The organism is Duganella phyllosphaerae, assembly GCF_001758785.1.
GTDB lineage: Bacteria > Pseudomonadota > Gammaproteobacteria > Burkholderiales > Burkholderiaceae_D > Rugamonas > Rugamonas phyllosphaerae.
Genome location: NZ_LROM01000152.1, coordinates 130,729 through 148,267, shown reverse-complemented (window position 1 = coordinate 148,267; position 17,539 = coordinate 130,729). Strand labels below are relative to the sequence as shown.

15 protein-coding genes are annotated in these 17,539 nt (G+C 63.9%); 8 read left to right on the top strand and 7 right to left on the bottom strand.

Going from position 1 to position 17,539, the window contains the following annotated elements; all coding sequences use genetic code 11:
- Nucleotides 1-18: 18 nt before the first annotated feature.
- Nucleotides 19-549, bottom strand: coding sequence for a lipase secretion chaperone (locus DUPY_RS26045; protein WP_167359120.1), 531 nt, complete (start codon nucleotides 547-549; stop codon nucleotides 19-21).
- Nucleotides 550-619: 70 nt separating this feature from the next.
- Here DUPY_RS26045 and DUPY_RS28550 point away from each other — a divergent pair, with 70 nt between their 5' ends.
- A complete protein-coding gene (locus tag DUPY_RS28550; RefSeq protein WP_167359119.1) occupies nucleotides 620-781 on the top strand; it encodes a hypothetical protein in 162 nt (53 codons plus the stop codon).
- Here the strand turns inward: DUPY_RS28550 and DUPY_RS26040 are convergent.
- Nucleotides 756-1,667, bottom strand: a complete 912-nt coding sequence (locus DUPY_RS26040; RefSeq protein WP_070252126.1) for a glycoside hydrolase family 43 protein — start codon at nucleotides 1,665-1,667, stop codon at nucleotides 756-758. The genes DUPY_RS28550 and DUPY_RS26040 overlap by 26 nt on opposite strands.
- A 269-nt stretch (nucleotides 1,668-1,936) precedes the next feature.
- Between DUPY_RS26040 and DUPY_RS26035 the strand changes: the two genes are divergently transcribed.
- Nucleotides 1,937-3,820: a carbohydrate-binding module family 20 domain-containing protein gene (locus DUPY_RS26035; protein ID WP_070252125.1), complete on the top strand. Its 1,884-nt coding sequence runs from the start codon at nucleotides 1,937-1,939 to the stop codon at nucleotides 3,818-3,820.
- On the opposite strand, the gene DUPY_RS26030 is transcribed toward DUPY_RS26035, so the two are convergent.
- The 5 genes from DUPY_RS26030 to DUPY_RS26010 all read right to left on the bottom strand — a co-directional run bounded on the left by DUPY_RS26030 (nucleotide 3,817) and on the right by DUPY_RS26010 (nucleotide 8,144).
- The gene (locus tag DUPY_RS26030) at nucleotides 3,817-4,146 is read right to left on the bottom strand and encodes a DUF2288 domain-containing protein (RefSeq protein ID WP_070252048.1); all 330 of its coding nucleotides are present in this window, start codon (nucleotides 4,144-4,146) and stop codon (nucleotides 3,817-3,819) included. The genes DUPY_RS26035 and DUPY_RS26030 overlap by 4 nt on opposite strands.
- A 13-nt stretch (nucleotides 4,147-4,159) precedes the next feature.
- Complete coding sequence (locus tag DUPY_RS26025) at nucleotides 4,160-4,852, bottom strand: RES family NAD+ phosphorylase (RefSeq protein WP_070252047.1); 693 nt, start codon at nucleotides 4,850-4,852, stop codon at nucleotides 4,160-4,162.
- On the bottom strand, nucleotides 4,853-5,287 hold the full coding sequence (locus DUPY_RS26020) for an antitoxin Xre/MbcA/ParS toxin-binding domain-containing protein (RefSeq protein WP_070252046.1): 435 nt from the start codon (nucleotides 5,285-5,287) through the stop codon (nucleotides 4,853-4,855).
- Between the two features lie 74 nt (nucleotides 5,288-5,361).
- On the bottom strand, nucleotides 5,362-7,056 hold the full coding sequence (gene recJ, locus DUPY_RS26015; RefSeq protein ID WP_070252045.1) for a single-stranded-DNA-specific exonuclease RecJ: 1,695 nt from the start codon (nucleotides 7,054-7,056) through the stop codon (nucleotides 5,362-5,364).
- 17 nt (nucleotides 7,057-7,073) lie between these two features.
- Complete coding sequence (locus tag DUPY_RS26010; protein WP_070252044.1) at nucleotides 7,074-8,144, bottom strand: hypothetical protein; 1,071 nt, start codon at nucleotides 8,142-8,144, stop codon at nucleotides 7,074-7,076.
- 276 nt (nucleotides 8,145-8,420) lie between these two features.
- On the opposite strand from DUPY_RS26010, the gene DUPY_RS26005 reads away from it, so the two are divergent.
- The 6 genes from DUPY_RS26005 (at nucleotide 8,421) to DUPY_RS25980 (ending at nucleotide 17,490) form a co-directional block, all read left to right on the top strand.
- Nucleotides 8,421-12,518 (top strand): SdrD B-like domain-containing protein, encoded by a 4,098-nt coding sequence (locus DUPY_RS26005; protein WP_070252043.1) that lies wholly within the window; start codon nucleotides 8,421-8,423, stop codon nucleotides 12,516-12,518.
- A 46-nt stretch (nucleotides 12,519-12,564) separates the two neighbouring features.
- The gene (locus tag DUPY_RS26000; protein ID WP_070252042.1) at nucleotides 12,565-13,311 is read left to right on the top strand and encodes a PEP-CTERM sorting domain-containing protein; all 747 of its coding nucleotides are present in this window, start codon (nucleotides 12,565-12,567) and stop codon (nucleotides 13,309-13,311) included.
- A 120-nt stretch (nucleotides 13,312-13,431) separates the two neighbouring features.
- Complete coding sequence (locus DUPY_RS25995; RefSeq protein ID WP_070252041.1) at nucleotides 13,432-14,697, top strand: lipoprotein-releasing ABC transporter permease subunit; 1,266 nt, start codon at nucleotides 13,432-13,434, stop codon at nucleotides 14,695-14,697.
- Nucleotides 14,698-14,712: 15 nt separating this feature from the next.
- Nucleotides 14,713-15,978, top strand: coding sequence for a lipoprotein-releasing ABC transporter permease subunit (locus tag DUPY_RS25990; protein ID WP_070252040.1), 1,266 nt, complete (start codon nucleotides 14,713-14,715; stop codon nucleotides 15,976-15,978).
- Complete coding sequence (lolD, locus tag DUPY_RS25985) at nucleotides 15,971-16,678, top strand: lipoprotein-releasing ABC transporter ATP-binding protein LolD (protein WP_070252039.1); 708 nt, start codon at nucleotides 15,971-15,973, stop codon at nucleotides 16,676-16,678. The genes DUPY_RS25990 and lolD overlap by 8 nt, the downstream gene beginning before the upstream one ends.
- A gap of 11 nt (nucleotides 16,679-16,689) precedes the next feature.
- Nucleotides 16,690-17,490 carry a TatD family hydrolase gene (locus DUPY_RS25980; protein ID WP_070252038.1) on the top strand — a complete coding sequence of 267 codons (801 nt, stop codon included), beginning with the start codon at nucleotides 16,690-16,692 and terminating at the stop codon, nucleotides 17,488-17,490.
- Nucleotides 17,491-17,539: the final 49 nt, after the last annotated feature.

Below are 17,539 nucleotides of genomic sequence, written 5' to 3'. Positions count from 1 at the left end.
TTGCTGCGCGTCCGCAGGTCAGCGCTGCAGTCGCCCAGTCGCAACGTCGACGACTTCGCGCAGGTGCCGGGCGCGAAGTTGCTCTGCCCCGGTGACCGCCCGTACCGGCTGGCGGCGTTCTTCCAGCGCCTGCTCCAGGTAGGCGTCCTCGGTGCCGAACCACTGTTCGGTAACCTCCGGTCCCAGCATGCGCTCGCGCAGTTGCCGGCGCTGCGCCTGCCAACTGGTGAGCCGCTGCAGGTCCGGTTCGTCGGCGAAATTCTGCGCCTTCAGCAGCGTAGCGTGCGCGGCCAGGTAGGCATCGTAGCGCGCCGCCAATGTGTGCGCTTCGGATGCGGCGCCGGCCGGCAGCCGTTCGCGCAAGTGTTCATCGAGTTGCTCCAAGCGGCGCGGGTTGCGCCGGTCCGACAGATACGCCTCCATCACTGCGCGCAGCGCCTGGTCGGCGATCAGGTGGTGGTCTTCGGTCAGCGCCAGTGCGGGCTTGTCCGCAGGTGCCAAAGCAGGCCCGGTGTGCAGCGGCGCGGTGGGCGCGGGCAGGGCAGCCAACGCCGCTGCGTCAGCGCCGCCGTCCGCCCGGTGCACAAGGTCGCCCGGCGTCCCAGCCGCATCCCGCGCTGTGGTCTGGCCAGAGGGCAGCGCAGCCGGTGCCGATCCCGGCGACCATGTGCCCGGCGCCATCGCCGCCACCAGCACCACGGCCGCCATCACCAGCATCGCCGCCACCGCGATCACTGCGACCGGCACCGCTTTCATCAGTACGTCGGCCAGCCGTTGGTGAAGAACAGGTCGCTCATGAACAGCACCGGCGTGTAGTTGTTCTGGGTGTCGAGGGCGTGGCGCGCCAGCACGCCGTTGCTGATCGATTCCGCGCCCGGTGCGATGAAGCGGCCACCACCCGCATCGAGCACGGTGCCGCCGCCGTTGCGCATGTCCACGCCGTTCTTGTCCAGGTACGGCCCTGTCACGCTGGTCGAGCGGCCGTAGGCGATGCGGTACGTGCTGTTGGCGCCGTCGCAGCATTTTCCCTTGGAGACGAACAGGTAGTAGTACGAACCGTTGGCCACGATGAACGGGTTCTCGATGCCGATCGAATCGGTCGCCAGCCGGGTCTTGGCGCCGAACGGTTTCAGGGTGTTGGCGTCCACCCGCGTGATGTAGATCCCGGTCTGGAACGAGCCGTAACTGAGCCACGGCTGGCCGGCCTTGTCCACAAAAAAGTTGGGATCGATGGCATTGAAGTTATCGCCGGGTGCGGACGTGAGGATGGCGCCCTGGTCCACCCAGTTACCCTGGGCGAGGCTCGATGCGGTGGCCAGGCCGATCGCCGACTTCTGGCTGCCGAAGGTCGATACCGCGTAATACAGGATGGCCTTGCCGTTCCACTCGTGCAGGTCTGGCGCCCATGCCTGTTTCTTGTTGCCGTTGTACTGGCCCCACCATGGCAAACCGTTGCCGAAGATCGGCACGCCCTGGGTCCACGCGCGGCCATTGGCCGAGTACTTGACGCCCACGCCGGTATCGCTGGTCTCCACGATCCACCAGGTATTGGCCGCCTTGTACAGATGCGGGTCATGGCTGACGATGTCGCCGGTCAGGGTCCAGGTGGCGGCAGCGGCGCCGGCCGAGGCCAGCACCAGGCAGCCTGCGGCCACCCATTTTTTCATGATGTTCAATTTGGTCTCCGTTTTTTATCGATGCCGTCAACGCGGCAGTACGCCATGCTGTGCCGACCAGCGCGGGTCGTCTAATCATTTTTTTGCGCGCAGCGATACCGGGATCCATATCGCGACTACAAAAATTTCTGTAGTCGAATTACTGAGACGTTTGGGGAAAAGGAGAAATATTTGAAGATCGCGCTTTAAATCAGCTGTAGTTCTGCTACATTTTATGTGGGAGACATGCTTCCCAAAAACATAACGATAAGGACACGATGATGACCCACACGAGACTGCGCAACATCCCAGCCACCTTGTTCGCCGCCGGTCTGCTCGGCGCCGCCGCCATGGCCCCCGCGCACGCCGCGCTCAACCCCGGCGACACGTCGGTGCAGATGTTCCGCTGGAAGTGGAACGATATCGCCAGAGAATGCACCAGCTTCCTGGGCCCGCAGGGCTTCGGCGCCGTGCAGGTGTCGCCGCCAACGGCTGCAGCCAGTCTTGGCACCTGGTGGGATGTGTACCAGCCGGTCAATTTCAATTCGCTCAAGAGCAATATGGGTACCGAGGCCGAGTTCAAGGCCATGGTCAACACCTGCCACGCGGCCGGGGTGCGCATCTACGTGGACGTGGTGGTCAACCACGTGGCGGCCGGCGCCGGTACGGCCACCGACGGCTCGACCTGGAACTCGACTTCGCTGACGTACCCGTTTTTCAGCGCCAGCGATTTCCACCCGGCGTGCGACATCGCCGGCGGCGACTACGGCGCGCCAGGTAATCGCAACAACGTGATGGTGTGCCGCCTGAGCGGCTTGCCCGACCTGAAAACCGAGGGCAGCTACGTGCAGGGCCAGGTGAAAACCTACCTGAACAAGCTGGTGGCGCTGGGCGTGGATGGCTTGCGCTTCGACGCGGCCAAGCACATGCAGCCGTCCGATATCCAGGCCATCATGGGCGGCGTCACGCAGACGACCACCTCGGGCGAGGCGCTGTGGGTGACGCAGGAGGTGATCCCGGACAGTAACGTGGTGCGCTCGACCTATTTTGCCGCCGGCACCTTGAACGAGTTCCAGTATGCGTATGCGTTAAAAGCCATGTTCCGCAACGAGAACGGCGCCAACCTGGCGCAAGTGCGCACCATCATGGGCACGCCTGGCAACTGGGGTGGCAGCTGGGGCTTCATCCCGAGCGAGAAGGCGACTGTGTTCGTCAACAACTGGGATACCGAGCGCAATGGCAGCTCGCTGGTCGCCAGCAATTACATTTCGGGCAGCGTCAACGACACCCAGGGCACCAAGCGCTACGACCTGGCCAACATTTTCATGCTGGCGTGGCCATACGGCGCGGCGCAACTGCACTCGGGTTTCCGCTTCACCAGCTATGACCAGGCGCCGCCATCGGCCAGCCCGTTCGATGCCAGCGGCAATCCCGTCATCAACCAGCAGTGGGATTTCATCCACCGCTGGAGCGATATCTCGAACATGGTGGCGTTCCGCGCGGTCTCACGTGGCCAGGGCGTGGACAATTTCACCAGCGGCACCGGCAACCAGGTCGCGTTTGCGCGCGGCGCCAAGGGCTATGTGGCCATCAACAACGACAGCGCACCGTGGAACGTTTCGCTGCAAACCCAGCTGCCGGCCGGTACCTATTGCAACGTGGTGCAGGGTCAGTTGAACAGCACCGCCTCGGCGTGCACGGGCGGCAGCGTGACGGTGGCCAGCAATGGCGTCATCAGCGTGAGTATTCCTGGCAATGGCGGATCGGGCGTGCCGGCAATGGCTTTGCACATCAATCAGAAAATCGCCGGCAGCGGCGGTGGCGGGGGCGGCGGCACCTGCACCACGGTGCCGGTGACGTTCCGCGTGGCGAACGCCAATACGGCCTTCGGCCAGAACCTGAACGTGGTGGGCAACCAGCCGGCCCTGGGCAACTGGACCCCGGGCGCAAATACCCAGATGACCATCGAAGGCAGCGGCGCCAACGTGCCGTGGTCGAGCACCGTGCAACTGCCGCCGGCCACCACTATCCAGTACAAGTTCGTCAAGGCGGGCGGCTCGGCCGTATGGGAAAGTAACCAAACGACCGCCAGCGGCAACCGCGAAGCGACCACGCCGGTCTGCGGCGGTACACTCACGCTCGACGGCGGCAGTTTTAAAAATTAGTGCAGGTTGGCTGGTACGGCTTTTTGCTGCTGTACCAGGATGAACGGACTGACCACGGACGCCCACAGCTGGGCGTTCGATTCGAGCCAGCCTTGCGCCTGCTCGTCGTTGACCTTGGCCAGCAGGCCCGCTTCCATCCACTTGCCGATGCTGGCCTTGTCGTCGTGCGAGATGCGCACGGCTACATCGACCAGGTCGAGCGAGTCGGCCACCCACACCACGTTGCCCTGGGCGAAATGCTTGAGCAGTTCGGTCCATGGCATGCGCGCGGTTTCGCGGTTGACCTTGTCGCGCAGTTCGGTATCTTTTTCTGGTTTGGTTTGCATATCAAATAAGGGATTAAATAAGTTCGATGTTCGGTTGCGGGCTGCCTTGCCATGTTAACCGATAGACCGCGCCCTTGCGGACATTGCCCACCAGTGCAGGGCGGAAGCACGCCAGGTTGGTGCCACCGGGGCGCCGCACGCTCGGGTACAGCACGCCCAGCGAACCGCCATCGACCAGCCGCTCGGCCAGCGTTTGTGACTCCACGTAACTGTCCGCCGCCAGGCAGGCCTCGTAGCGCGGCTGGCCGCGCAGGTCGTGGAAGGTGGCGGTAAAGTCGGCCAGCATGCACTGGTACTGCACGCTGTCGTCGAAGCGGTTGATCTCGGCGTATTCCACCGTCTTGTGGAAGGTCACTTCGGCCAGCGCGGTCTCGGCGTCGAACGCGCAGTACCAGGCGCCGCGCCGGCTGTCGTTGAAGCGGCTGCCCTGCGGATGGGCGTAGGTGTAGGCGGCGTTGATGATGCGGAAGTTCGGCACGCCGAATACCAGTTCATCGAGATTGATGCCGGCCGCGCCGCCGCCGTTTTGGGTCTTCAGCCTGGCATTGGTGGCGTTATCGAGGTCGAACAGGTCGCGCAAGTGGGCGTCGTTGTCGGCCAGCGGCGCCAGCACCGAATCCTCGACGTCGGCGAAGCGCGAGGGCAGCAGGCGGCAGGTGTCGAACTGGCGCAGGACCGTCAGTGGTGGCACCAGGCTGACCGCCATTTACAAGCCCCCGCGCCGGGCGTCGAGCAGCTGACGCACGGTTTGCATGGCCAGCAGGCCGCCGCCGAGCATGTACGCGAGCGGCGTGCGGCCTTCGAAAATCTGGTTGGAGTTGGGCAGGTTGATCCATTCGTCGGCGAGCTGGTCGCCGTACAGGATGTGCAGCGCCTTGTAGATCCCCAGCAAGTAGGAAATGCGCGTGATGCAGTCCACTTCCAGCGTGCGCTCCGGTTTTTTCTTCCAGTCGTACCAGGCGCTGTTGGACAGGCCGCCGAGCAGCTGGCGCGCGTCCTCGTCGCGGACCTTCCAGGTGGCGGCGAGCTTGAAAAAGCCCTTGAGGGCCGAGGTTGACAACCGTTCGCGCTCGGCCCTGGCGTTGAGATCGACCAGCACGGTGGGCTCGAAGCGGCTGCGGGGGTAGGCAAAGTTGAGCATAAATCCTCCGGTAGTGGAGTCTTTATACTCTTTTTTCGGATGAAAGGCAATCCGATTTCCTGTCGAATCCGGGCTCAGGCCGCCTCGGCATGCTCCACCAGCAGCTGCACCTTGGTCACGCCGTTGAACTCGTTGGCGTCCAGGCGGAACGCCACCCTGGCGCGATCGCCGAGCGCATCGATATGGCCGAACCAGATCGCGTCGTAGCGGGCGCCGTTCTTTTCCAGCAGCAGTTTGAGGTGGCGCTCCTTGAGGATGCGCTGGCTCACCACGCGGAACTCATCGCAGAACACCGGTGGCGCAAATCCTTGTCCCCATACCTGGCCCGCCATCAGGTCGATGAACGACGTGGTGTAATAGGCGTCTTCGAGCGGGCCGTCGGTCTCGATCACGCGTTCCAGTTGCTGCGTGGTGAGCCAGGCTTTGCCCACTTCCTCGAAGGCGATCGAGAATGCTTCGAAGGCGTCGGCGCGCAGGGTCAGGCCGGCGGCCATGGCGTGGCCGCCGAACTTGTCGATCAGGCTCGGTGCCTTTTTATACACGAGGTCGAGCGCGTCGCGCAGGTGGAAGCCGGGGATCGATCGCCCGGAGCCCTTGATCCAGCCGTCGCCAGCGGGCGCAAAAGTAATCGTCGGCCGGAAGAATTTCTCTTTCAGGCGCGAGGCCACGATGCCGATCACGCCCTGGTGCCAGCTGTCGTCGAACACGCAGATGGTGCTGCTGTTGGCTGGCTCGAACGTGTCGAGGTGGAGCAGTGCGGTGTCCTGCATGTCCGCTTCGATTTCGCGGCGTTTCAGGTTGATGTCATTGAGCTGCTGGGCCAGCGCCCAGGCGCGGTCCTCGTCGTCGGTGACCAGGCATTCGATCCCGAGCGACATGTCTTGCAGCCGGCCGGCCGCGTTCAGGCGCGGGCCCAGCGCAAACCCCAGGTCGAACGGCGACGCCGTGCGCGGGTTGCGCCCGGCCACGCGGAACAGCGCGGCCACGCCCGCGTGCATCTGGCCGGCGCGCATGCGCTTCAACCCTTGCGCCACCAGGATGCGGTTGTTGGGATCGAGCCGCACCACGTCGGCCACCGTGCCCAGCGCCACCAGGTCGAGCAGGGTTTGCAGCTTGGGCTGGGTCTGGGCGTCGAACACGCCGCGCTGGCGCAACTCCGCGCGCAAGGCCAGCAGCACGTAGAACACCACGCCTACGCCGGCAATGTGCTTGCTCGGGAAGCCGCACTCGGGCTGGTTCGGGTTGACGATCACGCGTGCGGCGGGCAGGGTGTCGGCCGGCAGGTGGTGGTCGGTCACCACTACTTCGATGCCGCGGCGGTTGGCTTCGGCCACGCCGTCGATGCTGGCAATGCCGTTATCGACCGTGATGATGATGTCGGGCTGCTTTTCACGCGCGGTCAGTTCCACGATTTCGGGCGTGAGGCCATAGCCGTATTCAAAGCGGTTGGGCACGATGTAGTCGATGTGGGCGCCCATCTGGCGCAGGCCGCGCAGCGCCACGGCGCAGGCGGTGGCGCCGTCGCAGTCGTAGTCGGCCACGATCACCATGCGTTTTTTTGCAGCGATGGAATCGGCCAGGAACACGGCGGCGGCGCCGATGTTCATCAGGCCCGAAGGCGGGATCATGGCCGACAGTTCGCTCGACAGGTCCTTGGCGTCGGTCAGGCCGCGCGCCGCGTACAGGCGCGCCAGCACCGGGTGGATACCGTCCTGGCGCAGCACTTCGGATTCACGGAACGGAATGGGGCGGATGGCAATACGGGTCATGTCGGTTATTTCGTCGGTTACTTCAAAAGATTCAGGTTCGGCTGGCGCCAGAATTTGCGCTGTGCCATTTTGGTGCTGGACACTTCCAGCCAGCTCTCGCGGTGGCTGAGCATCAGGTTGACGCGGCCTACGCGCCCATCCTGCAAGGCCGCGAGCAGCGGCGCGCACCAGTGCTGGTCGATGTGCTGCAGGGCGGCGATCCATTCGGCCCATTCGCTGGCCTGGCCCGGCGCGATCAGGTCGGCCACCACCGCCACGGTATTGGTTACGGTGTTGTCCTGGCGGCCGATCAACCCGTTGGCCGTGGCCTGGCGCAGTTCGGGTGCGGCCAGTGCCTGCAGCCACGACGGCCCGCCGCTCACGGCCAGCGTGGCCGCCCCAACTGCGGCAGTATCGGCAGACGCAGACGCAGACGCGCCGCCCCAGCACCAGTAAGAATTGACCGCCGGCAGCCCACGCGCCTCGCGCGCGGCGTTGACCGGGTGCTGGTGCCACAGCATCTGGATTTCGTTTTGCAGGCGCCGGAAGTCGCGCGCGCGCTCGCCCTCGGGCAGCCAGTCGCCCAGGTTCTGGTTGACCACCGAGTCGGGCGAGGCGGTGGACAACTGCGCCCAGTCGTCGGCGCGCACGAACCACAGGCCCGGCGCGCCGAACAGCATCGGCTTGCCCAGTTCTTCGAAATAGGGGCGCGCGGCATCATATAAGGCGCGGGCGTCGGCTTCATCGAGTTGCAGCGCGCGCGGGTCGGCCAGCGACGGGTGGGTGCTCGACACTTGAATATGCGCTGGTTGCAGAATTAGCCAGTGTCCTTCGGCAGCTTGGGTTTGCAAGCCGCAGCCGCGCATGCAGGCGGTGGCCAGCGGTGCGCCGGTCTGGAAGGTGATCGGCGACGGCGCCAGGTCGAGGGTGCGCGTCAGCCAGGCTTCATGCGGCAATACGCGGCTGTGCTGGGCAAAACTGTGGCGTTGCTGGCGGCTGTGGCGGCCCAGCAGGGCTGCCAGGGCGGGGACTTGCAGGGCGCGCAGCAGGTGCGGCGCCATGTCGGCCGGGGGCAGGGCGAAGGGCAGGGCGAGGATGATATCGGTCATCCCGAGATTGTAGGCGATTGCGGTCCGCGACGAGGAATGTTTCAAAATAGTTGCATATGAGAAAACTGTATTATTTCGCGCACAAAATCATTACAAATAAAAAATTTTAGTTATCCAAATAAAATCTTAGCTATAATCTCGACAACAAAAATGAAAGAAAGTCATTACTCAGCCCCCGTAATGACGATATAACATCCCTACCGCCGCTGCTCCACCCCCATCGTTCCGCCGCGCCGGCTCATTGTCGAAAAAAAACGAACTGACGAAAGAGAAAGCATGAGCTCGATCAATCTTGCTACCACTATTCACATATGCGAAGATACTGACGGTACCTTCGACATTCGCGATATCCTGGCCAACGTCGGCTATACGCCCAACGCCGGCAATACGCTGAAAATCAACGCTGTCTCGGTGGTGCTGCCCGATGGGACTGTCACCAGCAAGGACAGCCCGCTGTTCGGCAAGGTGGACGCGGACACCCTCTACGTCCGGCCCGGCCAGTGGGCTGCCAATTACAATGGGGAGTTCGTCACCTACGAGTTCGTGCTCGACCAAGGCACCAAGGGCAATACCATCACGCTGAGTCTGCGCGTGGTGGTCGATCCGGTCAACGACGCCCCAACCGGCGCCGACAAGATATTCAATCTCGACAACGGCAGCCCGGTTGCGCTCACCCAGGCCGACTTCGGCTTCGTCGATACGGTCGAGCATGACATGTTTCAGTCGGTGATCATCACTGCGCTGCCCACCGCCGGTGTCCTCAAGCTCGACGGCGTGGCCGTTACCCTCAATACCGAAATCTCCGCCGCCGACATCCAGGCTGGAAAGCTGAGCTTCGAGCCGAGCCAGAGCACCGCCGGCGCCTTCGAAATCGGCTTCAAGGTCCGCGATGCCGGGGGGCTGGTTGGTTGCGGCGCAGCCGATACCAGCGCCACCTCGAACTACCTCACCTTCAAGGTGCCGCCAGCGCACCTGGGCGACCTGGTCTGGGAAGATGTCAACGGCAACGGCCTTCAGGACACTGGCGAAGCGGGCATCGACGGCGTCATCGTCAACCTCAAGGACGCCGATGGCAACATAGTGGCCAGCGTGACCACCCACGACGGCGGCCAGTACGACTTCACCGTCGATCCTGGCACCTACTCGGTGGCGGTGGCGCCACCGGCCGGCTACGTTTTCGCCGCCGCCAGCCAGGGCGCCAATGGCGCACTCGACAGCGACGTCGGCGCCAACGGCCAGGCCAGCGTGGTACTGGCCCCGGGCCAGAACAACCTCGACATCGACGCCGGTCTGTACCGCCCGGCGTCATTGAGCGAATTCGTCTGGTTCGACAAGAATCGCGACGGCTTGGTGAGTGACGGCGAAACCGGCGCTGCCGGCGTGCGCGTGACCCTGCTCGACGCCAACGGCAACGCCGTGCCAGGCGCCGTCGCCACCACCGACGCCAACGGCCACTACCAGTTTACCGGCCTGCAGCCGGGTGCATACAGCGTGCAATTCGACAAGGCGACGCTGCCGGCCGGCTATTCGCTGACCACCGCCAGCACCGGCGCGCCGGGCAGCGGCGGCTCCGACGCCAGCGTCGATACCGGCACGACCGGCAAGGTTACGCTCGCCTCGGGCGACGACGTGACCGTGCGCGCCGGCCTGGTGGCCCAGAAAGCCACCATCGGCGACCGCGTGTGGGAAGACAGCAACGCCAACGGCGTGCAGGACGTGGGCGAAGCCGGCATCACCGGCGCCACCGTCCAGCTGAAGGACAGCACCGGCAACGTGGTGCAGACCACCACCACCGGTGCGGACGGCAAGTACAGTTTCTCGGCCGACGCCGGCACCTACACGGTGGCCGTGACCGCGCCCAAGGGCTACGTGTTTAGCGGCGCCAACGCCGGCGGCGATGCCAGTCTCGACAGCAACGTCGGCAGCACCGGTCAGAGCGGCCAGATCACCCTGGCGAACGGCGAAGTGAACAACACCATCGACGCCGGCCTGTACAAGACCGCCAGCGTGGGCGACCGCGTCTGGTTCGACAAGAACGGCAACGGCGTGCAAGACAGCGGCGAAGCCGGCATCTGCAACGTCAAGGTCACCTTGCTGGACGCTGCCGGCAAACCTGTGGGCGCCGCAGTGTATACCGACGCCAACGGCAACTACCAGTTCACTAACCTGAAACCCGGCGCGTACAGCGTGCAGTTCGACAAATCGACACTGCCCGAAGGCATGGGCTTCACCACTGCCAATGTCGGCAGCAACGACAACATCGACTCCGACGTCAATGCCAGCGGCCTGTCGCACAGCTTCACGCTGGCGTCCGGCGAGGTCAACAAGTCGGTGGATGCGGGCGTGGTCGGCGCTGCCACCATCGGCGATCGCGTGTGGCTCGACAAGAACGGCAACGGTATCCAGGACACCGGCGAGAGCGGCAAGTCGGGCGTGACCATGGAACTGCGCGACAGCACCGGGAAACTGGTCAAGACCACCACTACCGACAGCAACGGCAACTACAAGTTTGCAGTGGAAGCAGGCACCTACAGCGTGGCGATGAAACTGCCCAACGGCTTTGCGATCACCAGGCAAAACGCCGGCAGCAGCGACGCGCTCGACAGCGACGCCAACGCCAGTGGCAACCTCGGTTCGGTCACCGTTGCCGCCGGCCAGAACGTCACCAGCATGGACGCCGGCATCTACCAGACCGGCGCCATCGGCGACCGCGTATGGCACGACGCCAACGGCGACGGCATCCAGCAAAGCAACGAGGCCGGCGTGCGCGGCGTGAAAGTCACGCTGCTCAACGAAACGGGCAAGGCGATTGCCACCGACGTCACTGACGCTTACGGCCAGTACCTGTTCGCCGATGTCGGTCCGGGCAAGTACTCGGTCAAGTTCGATGCGCCGGACGGCTATCTGTTCACCAAGCAAAACCAGGGCTACTACGACAGCAGCGACTCCGATGCCGACGCCAACGGCCTGATCTCGCAGTTCACGCTGGCCTCGGGCGCCGTCGATCTGTCGCGTGACGCCGGCCTGGTCAAGGCCTCGAGCATCGGCGACCGGGTGTGGGAAGACACCAACTACAACGGCGTGCAGGACGCGGGCGAAAAAGGTGTCGATGGCGTGACCGTCAAGCTCTACGACGCCAACAACGTGCTCAAGGCCACCACCGTCACCCATGACGGCGGCCAGTACCTGTTCGGCGGCCTCGCTGCCGGCAACTACAAGGTGGAAGTGACCAACAGCGCCGGCTGGTTCTTCACCAAGTCGGGCATGGGCACCGACGCCACCGATTCCGATATCACCAGTGTCAACGGCAGCACGGGCCGCACCGGCACCATCGCGCTGGGCAAAGGCCAGAACATCACCACCGAAGACGCCGGCATTTATCGCAAGGCCAGCATCGGCGACAAGGTCTGGCGGGACAGCAACCACAACGGCTTGCAGGAAGCCGGTGAAGAGGGTATCAGCGGCATCACGGTGTCGCTGTACGATGCAGCAACCAGGAAGCAACTGGGCGCCTCGGTCAAGACTGACGCCAACGGCAACTACAAGTTTGCCGACCTGACCCCTGGTAAATACTACGTCGAATTCAACAAGGCCGAGGTGATTTTCAAGGGTGTCAACATGAGCACCTGGAAATGGGGCGTCAAGAACACCGGCACCAACGACACCGTCGACTCCGACGTGGCCGGCGACGGCCAGATGCTCAACAACATCACCAAGACCGACATCATCACCCTCACCTCGGGCAAGAACGACATGAGCTGGGATGCCGCGATCACCCCGATCGCCATCGATCTGAACGGCGACGGTATCCACACCATTGCGCGCGAGGACATGGCTGGCAGCTTCGACCTGCTGGGCACCGGCAAAGCGATCCAGACCGGCTGGTTGTCCGGGGACGACGGCTTCCTGGCCATCGACGGCAACCACAACGGCCGGATCGACGACATCAGCGAGCTGTTCGGTGGCATGGGCAAGGGCGACGGTTTTGCCAAGCTGGCCAGCTTCGACAGCAACGGCGACGGTGTGGTCGATGGGCTGGACCGCGACTTCGCCAGCCTGTTGATCTGGCAGGACGCCAACAGCGACGGCAAAACCGGCGCCGGCGAACTGGTGTCGCTCGCACAGGCCGGCGTGGTGAGCCTGAAACTGGCCTACACCGACCTGGCATTCCTCGATGCCAACAACAACCTGCACATGGAAAGCAGCACCGTAACGCTGGCCACTGGTCACAACGCGGCCATGACCGACGTGTATTTCAACGTGGCCGCCAGCGACGCGGCCGATGCCGGCATCACTGCGCCGACCATCGACCAGCTGATCGCCGACGCCGCCCAGGTGCAACTGGTGGGCCAGTGCCCGGTGTACATGGGCTGAACCTGACTTTTCAACTCTGACAAATAACCATTTAAAGAAAATAAAAATGAACATCACCTTGCAAAACGTCCTTAAATCCTCCGCTTTCGCCATCGCCATCGCTGCTTCCAGCGTCAGCCACGCTGCGCCGGTGTCGGCTGTTACCTATAACCAGAGCCCGGTCGATGGCGGCTTCGTCGTCGATGACGGCGCCAAATTCTTCAAGGAACCGATCATTCCCGGTTTCCACGCCCAGGGCGTATCGCTGTACCAGATGACCAGCAACGACAGCTACGCCAACCAGTTCTACGCCTATTGCTTCGCGCCGGCGGTTGACACCATCCCCAACGCCATCTATACCGCGACCTTTAACGTGGTCGTCAAGGATACGGTCAAGGCGCTGTTCGAAACCGCGTATGCCAACAGCATCACCAGCGTGGGGACCGGCGCCAGCACTGACGCCCAGATCGCCTTCCAGTTGGCGCTGTGGGAGCTGCATAGCGACGACGGCGACCTGTTCAATACCGGCGGCATGCAGTACTACACCCCCGGTAATGACGTCAACGTGGAAGCCGCCAAGGCCCTGCTGGACAATATCCGCGGCTACAAGCTGAAAAACCTGTACACCTACACCAGCTTTACCGGTGCGCTGGGTAACCAGGTGTCCCAGGAAATGCTGGGCGCGTCGCCGGCCGTATCGCCGGTGCCGGAAGTGCAGACCTGGGCCATGATGGGCCTGGGACTGGGCCTGCTGGGCGTGATGGGCCGCCGTCGCCGCAAGGGCGAAGTGCTGGGCGACGAAAAATTCGTTTGATAACTCGGGGTAATCTGGGGGTAATTCAGTACCGGGAAAGCAGTGCGTGATGGCAATTTCGTGAAGTTGTGGCACACTGCGCCCTCAACCCACCACGCGTGACCGTTTTTTATGAGTTTTATGAGTGTCGTCAGCAATTTGCCGTACGAATGGCTGGTCGGCCTGCGTTATACGCGGGCCGGCAAGCGCGGCGGCCGTAACCGTTTTATCTCCTTTATTGCCGCAATTTCCATGGCCGGCATCGCGCTGGGCGTGGCAGCGCTGATCGTGGTGCTGTCGGTCATGAACGGCTTCGAGAAAGAGGTCACCAACCGCATGCTGTCGGTGTTGGCCCACGTCGAACTGTTCGACCTGCGCGGCCAGATGCCGGACTGGCGCCAGCAGGCGCTCGAGGCCCGCAAGAATCCCGCAGTGACCGGTGTGGCGCCGTTTGCCGAAGCACAGGGCATGCTGGTGCGCGGCGACGTGCTCAAACCGGCCATCATCCGTGGCGTGCTGCCCGAGATGGAGTCGCAAGTGTCGGACGTCATCAAGCAGATGCGCCAGGGCAGCTTCAGCGCACTGACCCCGGGCAGCGACAACATCGTGCTCGGCATCGAGCTGGCGCGCCTGCTCGATGTGAAGCCGGGCGAAAAGGTGACGCTGGCGCTGGCCGACGGCCAGCCCACCACTGCGGGCGTGATGCCGCGCATGCACACCTTCCACGTGGTCGGCATCTTCGAGGCCGGCCACAACCAGTTCGATTCCACGCTGGCCTTTGTGCACCTGGCAGACGCCGAGAGCATCCTCAAGATCGACGCCCCGGCCGGCCTGCGCCTGCGCGTGGCCGACATGCAGCAAGCCCCGCAGGTGGCGCGCGCACTCAAGATGGCCATGCCCGGGCAGCTGTACGTGCGCGACTGGACCATGCTCAACGCCACCTGGTTCGCCGCCGTGCAAAGCCAGAAGCACATGATGTTCATTATCCTGACCATGATCGTGGCGGTGGCCGCGTTCAACCTGGTCTCCACGCTGGTGATGACGGTGACCGACAAGCAGGCCGACATCGCGATCTTGCGCACGCTGGGCGCCTCGCCGTTTTCCATCATGCAGATCTTCATGATCCAGGGCGCGCTGGTGGGCATCGCCGGCACCGCCATCGGCGTGGCGCTGGGATCGCTGCTGGCGCTGAACGTCGACGTGATCGTGCCGGCCATCGAGCAGCTGCTGGGCATGAAGTTCCTGTCCAAGGACATCTATTTCATTAGCGCCTTGCCGTCGGACCTGCGCTGGGGCGACGTGCTCAGTATCGGCGCCGTCTCGGTGCTGCTGGCGTTCGTGGCCACGCTGTACCCGAGCTGGCGCGCCGCGCGTGTAAAACCGGCGCAGGCGCTGCGTTATGAATAATTCTGGAATGACCCCATGAGCATCATGAAAAATTTGCCGTACGAATGGCTGGTCGGCCTGCGCTACACGCGCGCCGGCAAGCGCAGCGGCCGTAACAGTTTTATCTCGTTCATCTCGCTGATCTCGATGGCCGGCATCGGCCTCGGTGTGGCCGCGCTGATCATCGTGCTGTCGGTGATGAACGGCTTCCAGAAGGAAGTGACCGGCCGCATGCTGTCGGTGCTGGCGCACGTGGAGATCTTCGACGCCAGCGGCTCGATGCCCAACTGGCGCGACCAGATCGTTGCCGCCCGCAAGAACCCGGCAGTGATCGGCGCGGCGCCATTCGCCGAGATGCAGGGCATGCTGGTGCGCGAAGACATCCTGCGTCCGGCCATCGTGCGCGGCGTGCTGCCCGATCTCGAACCGACCGTCTCCGACGTCGCTTCGCAAACCCGGCGCGGCAGCTTCGCGCAATTGCAGCCGGGCGCCTACAATATCGTGCTGGGCGTGGAGCTGGCGCGCTCGCTGCACGCCCAGCTTGGCGACAAGGTGACCCTGGCACTGGCGCAGGGCCAGGCCACGCCGGCCGGCGTGCTGCCGCGCATGCGCTCGTTCACGGTGACCGGCATCTTCGAGGCCGGCCACAGCGAGTTCGATTCGTCGCTGGCGTTCGTGCACCTGATCGACGCCGAAAAGATGCTGCGCCTCGATGCCCCGGCCGGCTTGCGCCTGCGCCTGGTGGACATGCATCGCGCGCCGCAGGTGGCGCAGGAGCTCAAGCGCAGCATGACGGGCGACCTCACGGTGCGCGACTGGTCGCAGCTGAACGCCACCTGGTTTGCCGCCGTGCAGATCGAAAAACGCATGATGTCGATCATTCTGGCCCTGATCATCGCGGTGGCCGCCTTCAACTTGGTCTCGACCCTGGTGATGACGGTGACCGACAAGCAGGCCGACATCGCCATCTTGCGCACGCTGGGCGCGTCACCGGGCTCGATCATGAAGATTTTCGTGATCCAGGGCGCGCTGGTAGGCATCCTGGGCGCCTTGCTGGGCGTGGCGGGCGGCGTGCTGGTGGCGCTCAATATCGACGTCATCGTGCCATTCATTGAACATTTATTGGGAGTGCAGTTCTTGTCCAAGGATATCTACAGTAACAGCACCGTGCCATCGGACCTGCGCTGGCCGGACGTATTCAAGATCGGCGGCCTGGCCGTGGTGCTGGCCTTCCTGGCAACGCTCTACCCGAGCCGCTGGGCGTCACGTGTCAAACCTGCGGAGGCGCTGCGCTATGAGTAATGCTGTTAATACCAATCAACCGGTGGTTCTTTCCTGCCGCAACCTCGGTAAAACCTTCACCCAGGGCAGCTACTCGGTGCAGGTGCTGGCCGGGATCGACATCGACGTGCGCCGTGGCGAACGTGTCGCCATCGTGGGCGCTTCGGGCTCCGGTAAATCGACGCTGCTGCATTTGCTCGGTGGCCTCGATACGCCCACCAGCGGCACCGTCACTTTGCTCGATCAGGACTTCGCCACCCTGAGCGAAACCGCGCGCGGCGACTTGCGCAACAAGTCGCTGGGTTTCGTGTACCAGTTCCACCACCTGCTGCCGGAATTTTCGGCGCTCGACAACGTCGCCATGCCCCTCTTGATCCGCCGCGTCAAACGCGGCGAAGCGAGCAGCGTGGCCCAGCAGATGCTCACGCGGGTGAACCTGGCCAAGCGTGTGAGCCATGTGCCCGGCGAACTGTCCGGCGGCGAGCGGCAACGCACGGCGCTGGCGCGCGCGCTGGTCACGCAGCCGGCCTGCGTGCTGGCCGACGAACCGACCGGTAACCTCGACCAGGCCACTGCCCAGCAGATTTTCGACCTGATGCTGGAACTGTCGCAAACCCTCGGCACCGCCTTCATCATCGTCACCCACGACGTCGAACTGGCGCGCCGTTGCGACCGCGTGCTGCGCCTGACCGAAGAAGGCCTCAAACCCTGGCAGGACTAAGGAGCAGCGCCATGTGGATCGATACCCACTGTCATCTCGACGCCGGCGAATTCGGCGACGAATCGATCGCCCAGGCCGCGCTGGCGCAGCAGCAGGGCGTGGACATGATCGTGATCCCGGCGGTGGAGGTGGCAACCTTTGCCACCGTGGCGCAGCTGGCCGCCAGCATCCCCAACGGCTGCTACGCGCTGGGCATCCACCCGATCTTCGTACCGCGCGCCAAAGAGGACGACCTGCGCGTGATGCGCGAGCAGGTGGCCGCCGCCATGGACGACCCTCGTTTTGTGGCCATCGGCGAGGTCGGTCTCGATTTCTTCATCCCCATGCTGTGCGAGCCGGCCATGCGCGAAAAGCAGGTCTTTTTCTTTCGCGAGCAGCTGCACATCGCGCGCGACTTCGGCCTGCCGATCCTGACCCACGTGCGCAAGTCGCAGGACGTGGTGCTCAAGCACGTGCGCCAGATCACCCCCAACGGCGGCATCGCCCACGCCTTCAACGGCAGCTTCCAGCAGGCCCAGGGTTATATCGATGTCGGCTTCAAGCTGGGCTTCGGCGGCGCCATGACGTTTACGCGTGCGTTGCAGATTCGCCGGCTGGCGGCGGAACTGCCGCTCGACGCCATCGTGCTGGAAACCGATGCGCCCGATATTTCGCCGGCATGGGTGCATCCGGGGCGCAATAGCCCGGACCAGGTACCGCGCATTGGCGCTGTGTTGGCCGAATTGCGCGCGATACCTGTGCAGGAGGTGGCTGTTGCCAGCACGGCTGCGGCCAAGGCAATCTTGCCGAGGATGAAGCTGGCAGCCGATTGAGCGGTATCAAGGTACCCCAGCAGTTGGTATAACCGCCACAATTCAGGCG

Excerpts from the sequence above, each read along its gene's own strand:
- DUPY_RS26040 (WP_070252126.1), bottom strand. The coding sequence starts at position 1,667 with ATGAAAAAATGGGTGGCCGCAGGCTGCCTGGTGCTGGCCTCGGCCGGC.
- DUPY_RS26035 (WP_070252125.1), top strand. The coding sequence starts at position 1,937 with ATGACCCACACGAGACTGCGCAACATCCCAGCCACCTTGTTCGCCGCC.
- DUPY_RS26030 (WP_070252048.1), bottom strand. The coding sequence starts at position 4,146 with ATGCAAACCAAACCAGAAAAAGATACCGAACTGCGCGACAAGGTCAAC.
- DUPY_RS26025 (WP_070252047.1), bottom strand. The coding sequence starts at position 4,852 with ATGGCGGTCAGCCTGGTGCCACCACTGACGGTCCTGCGCCAGTTCGAC.
- DUPY_RS26020 (WP_070252046.1), bottom strand. The coding sequence starts at position 5,287 with ATGCTCAACTTTGCCTACCCCCGCAGCCGCTTCGAGCCCACCGTGCTG.
- recJ (WP_070252045.1), bottom strand. The coding sequence starts at position 7,056 with ATGACCCGTATTGCCATCCGCCCCATTCCGTTCCGTGAATCCGAAGTG.
- DUPY_RS26010 (WP_070252044.1), bottom strand. The coding sequence starts at position 8,144 with ATGACCGATATCATCCTCGCCCTGCCCTTCGCCCTGCCCCCGGCCGAC.
- DUPY_RS26005 (WP_070252043.1), top strand. The coding sequence starts at position 8,421 with ATGAGCTCGATCAATCTTGCTACCACTATTCACATATGCGAAGATACT.
- DUPY_RS26000 (WP_070252042.1), top strand. The coding sequence starts at position 12,565 with ATGAACATCACCTTGCAAAACGTCCTTAAATCCTCCGCTTTCGCCATC.
- DUPY_RS25995 (WP_070252041.1), top strand. The coding sequence starts at position 13,432 with ATGAGTGTCGTCAGCAATTTGCCGTACGAATGGCTGGTCGGCCTGCGT.
- DUPY_RS25990 (WP_070252040.1), top strand. The coding sequence starts at position 14,713 with ATGAGCATCATGAAAAATTTGCCGTACGAATGGCTGGTCGGCCTGCGC.
- lolD (WP_070252039.1), top strand. The coding sequence starts at position 15,971 with ATGAGTAATGCTGTTAATACCAATCAACCGGTGGTTCTTTCCTGCCGC.
- DUPY_RS25980 (WP_070252038.1), top strand. The coding sequence starts at position 16,690 with ATGTGGATCGATACCCACTGTCATCTCGACGCCGGCGAATTCGGCGAC.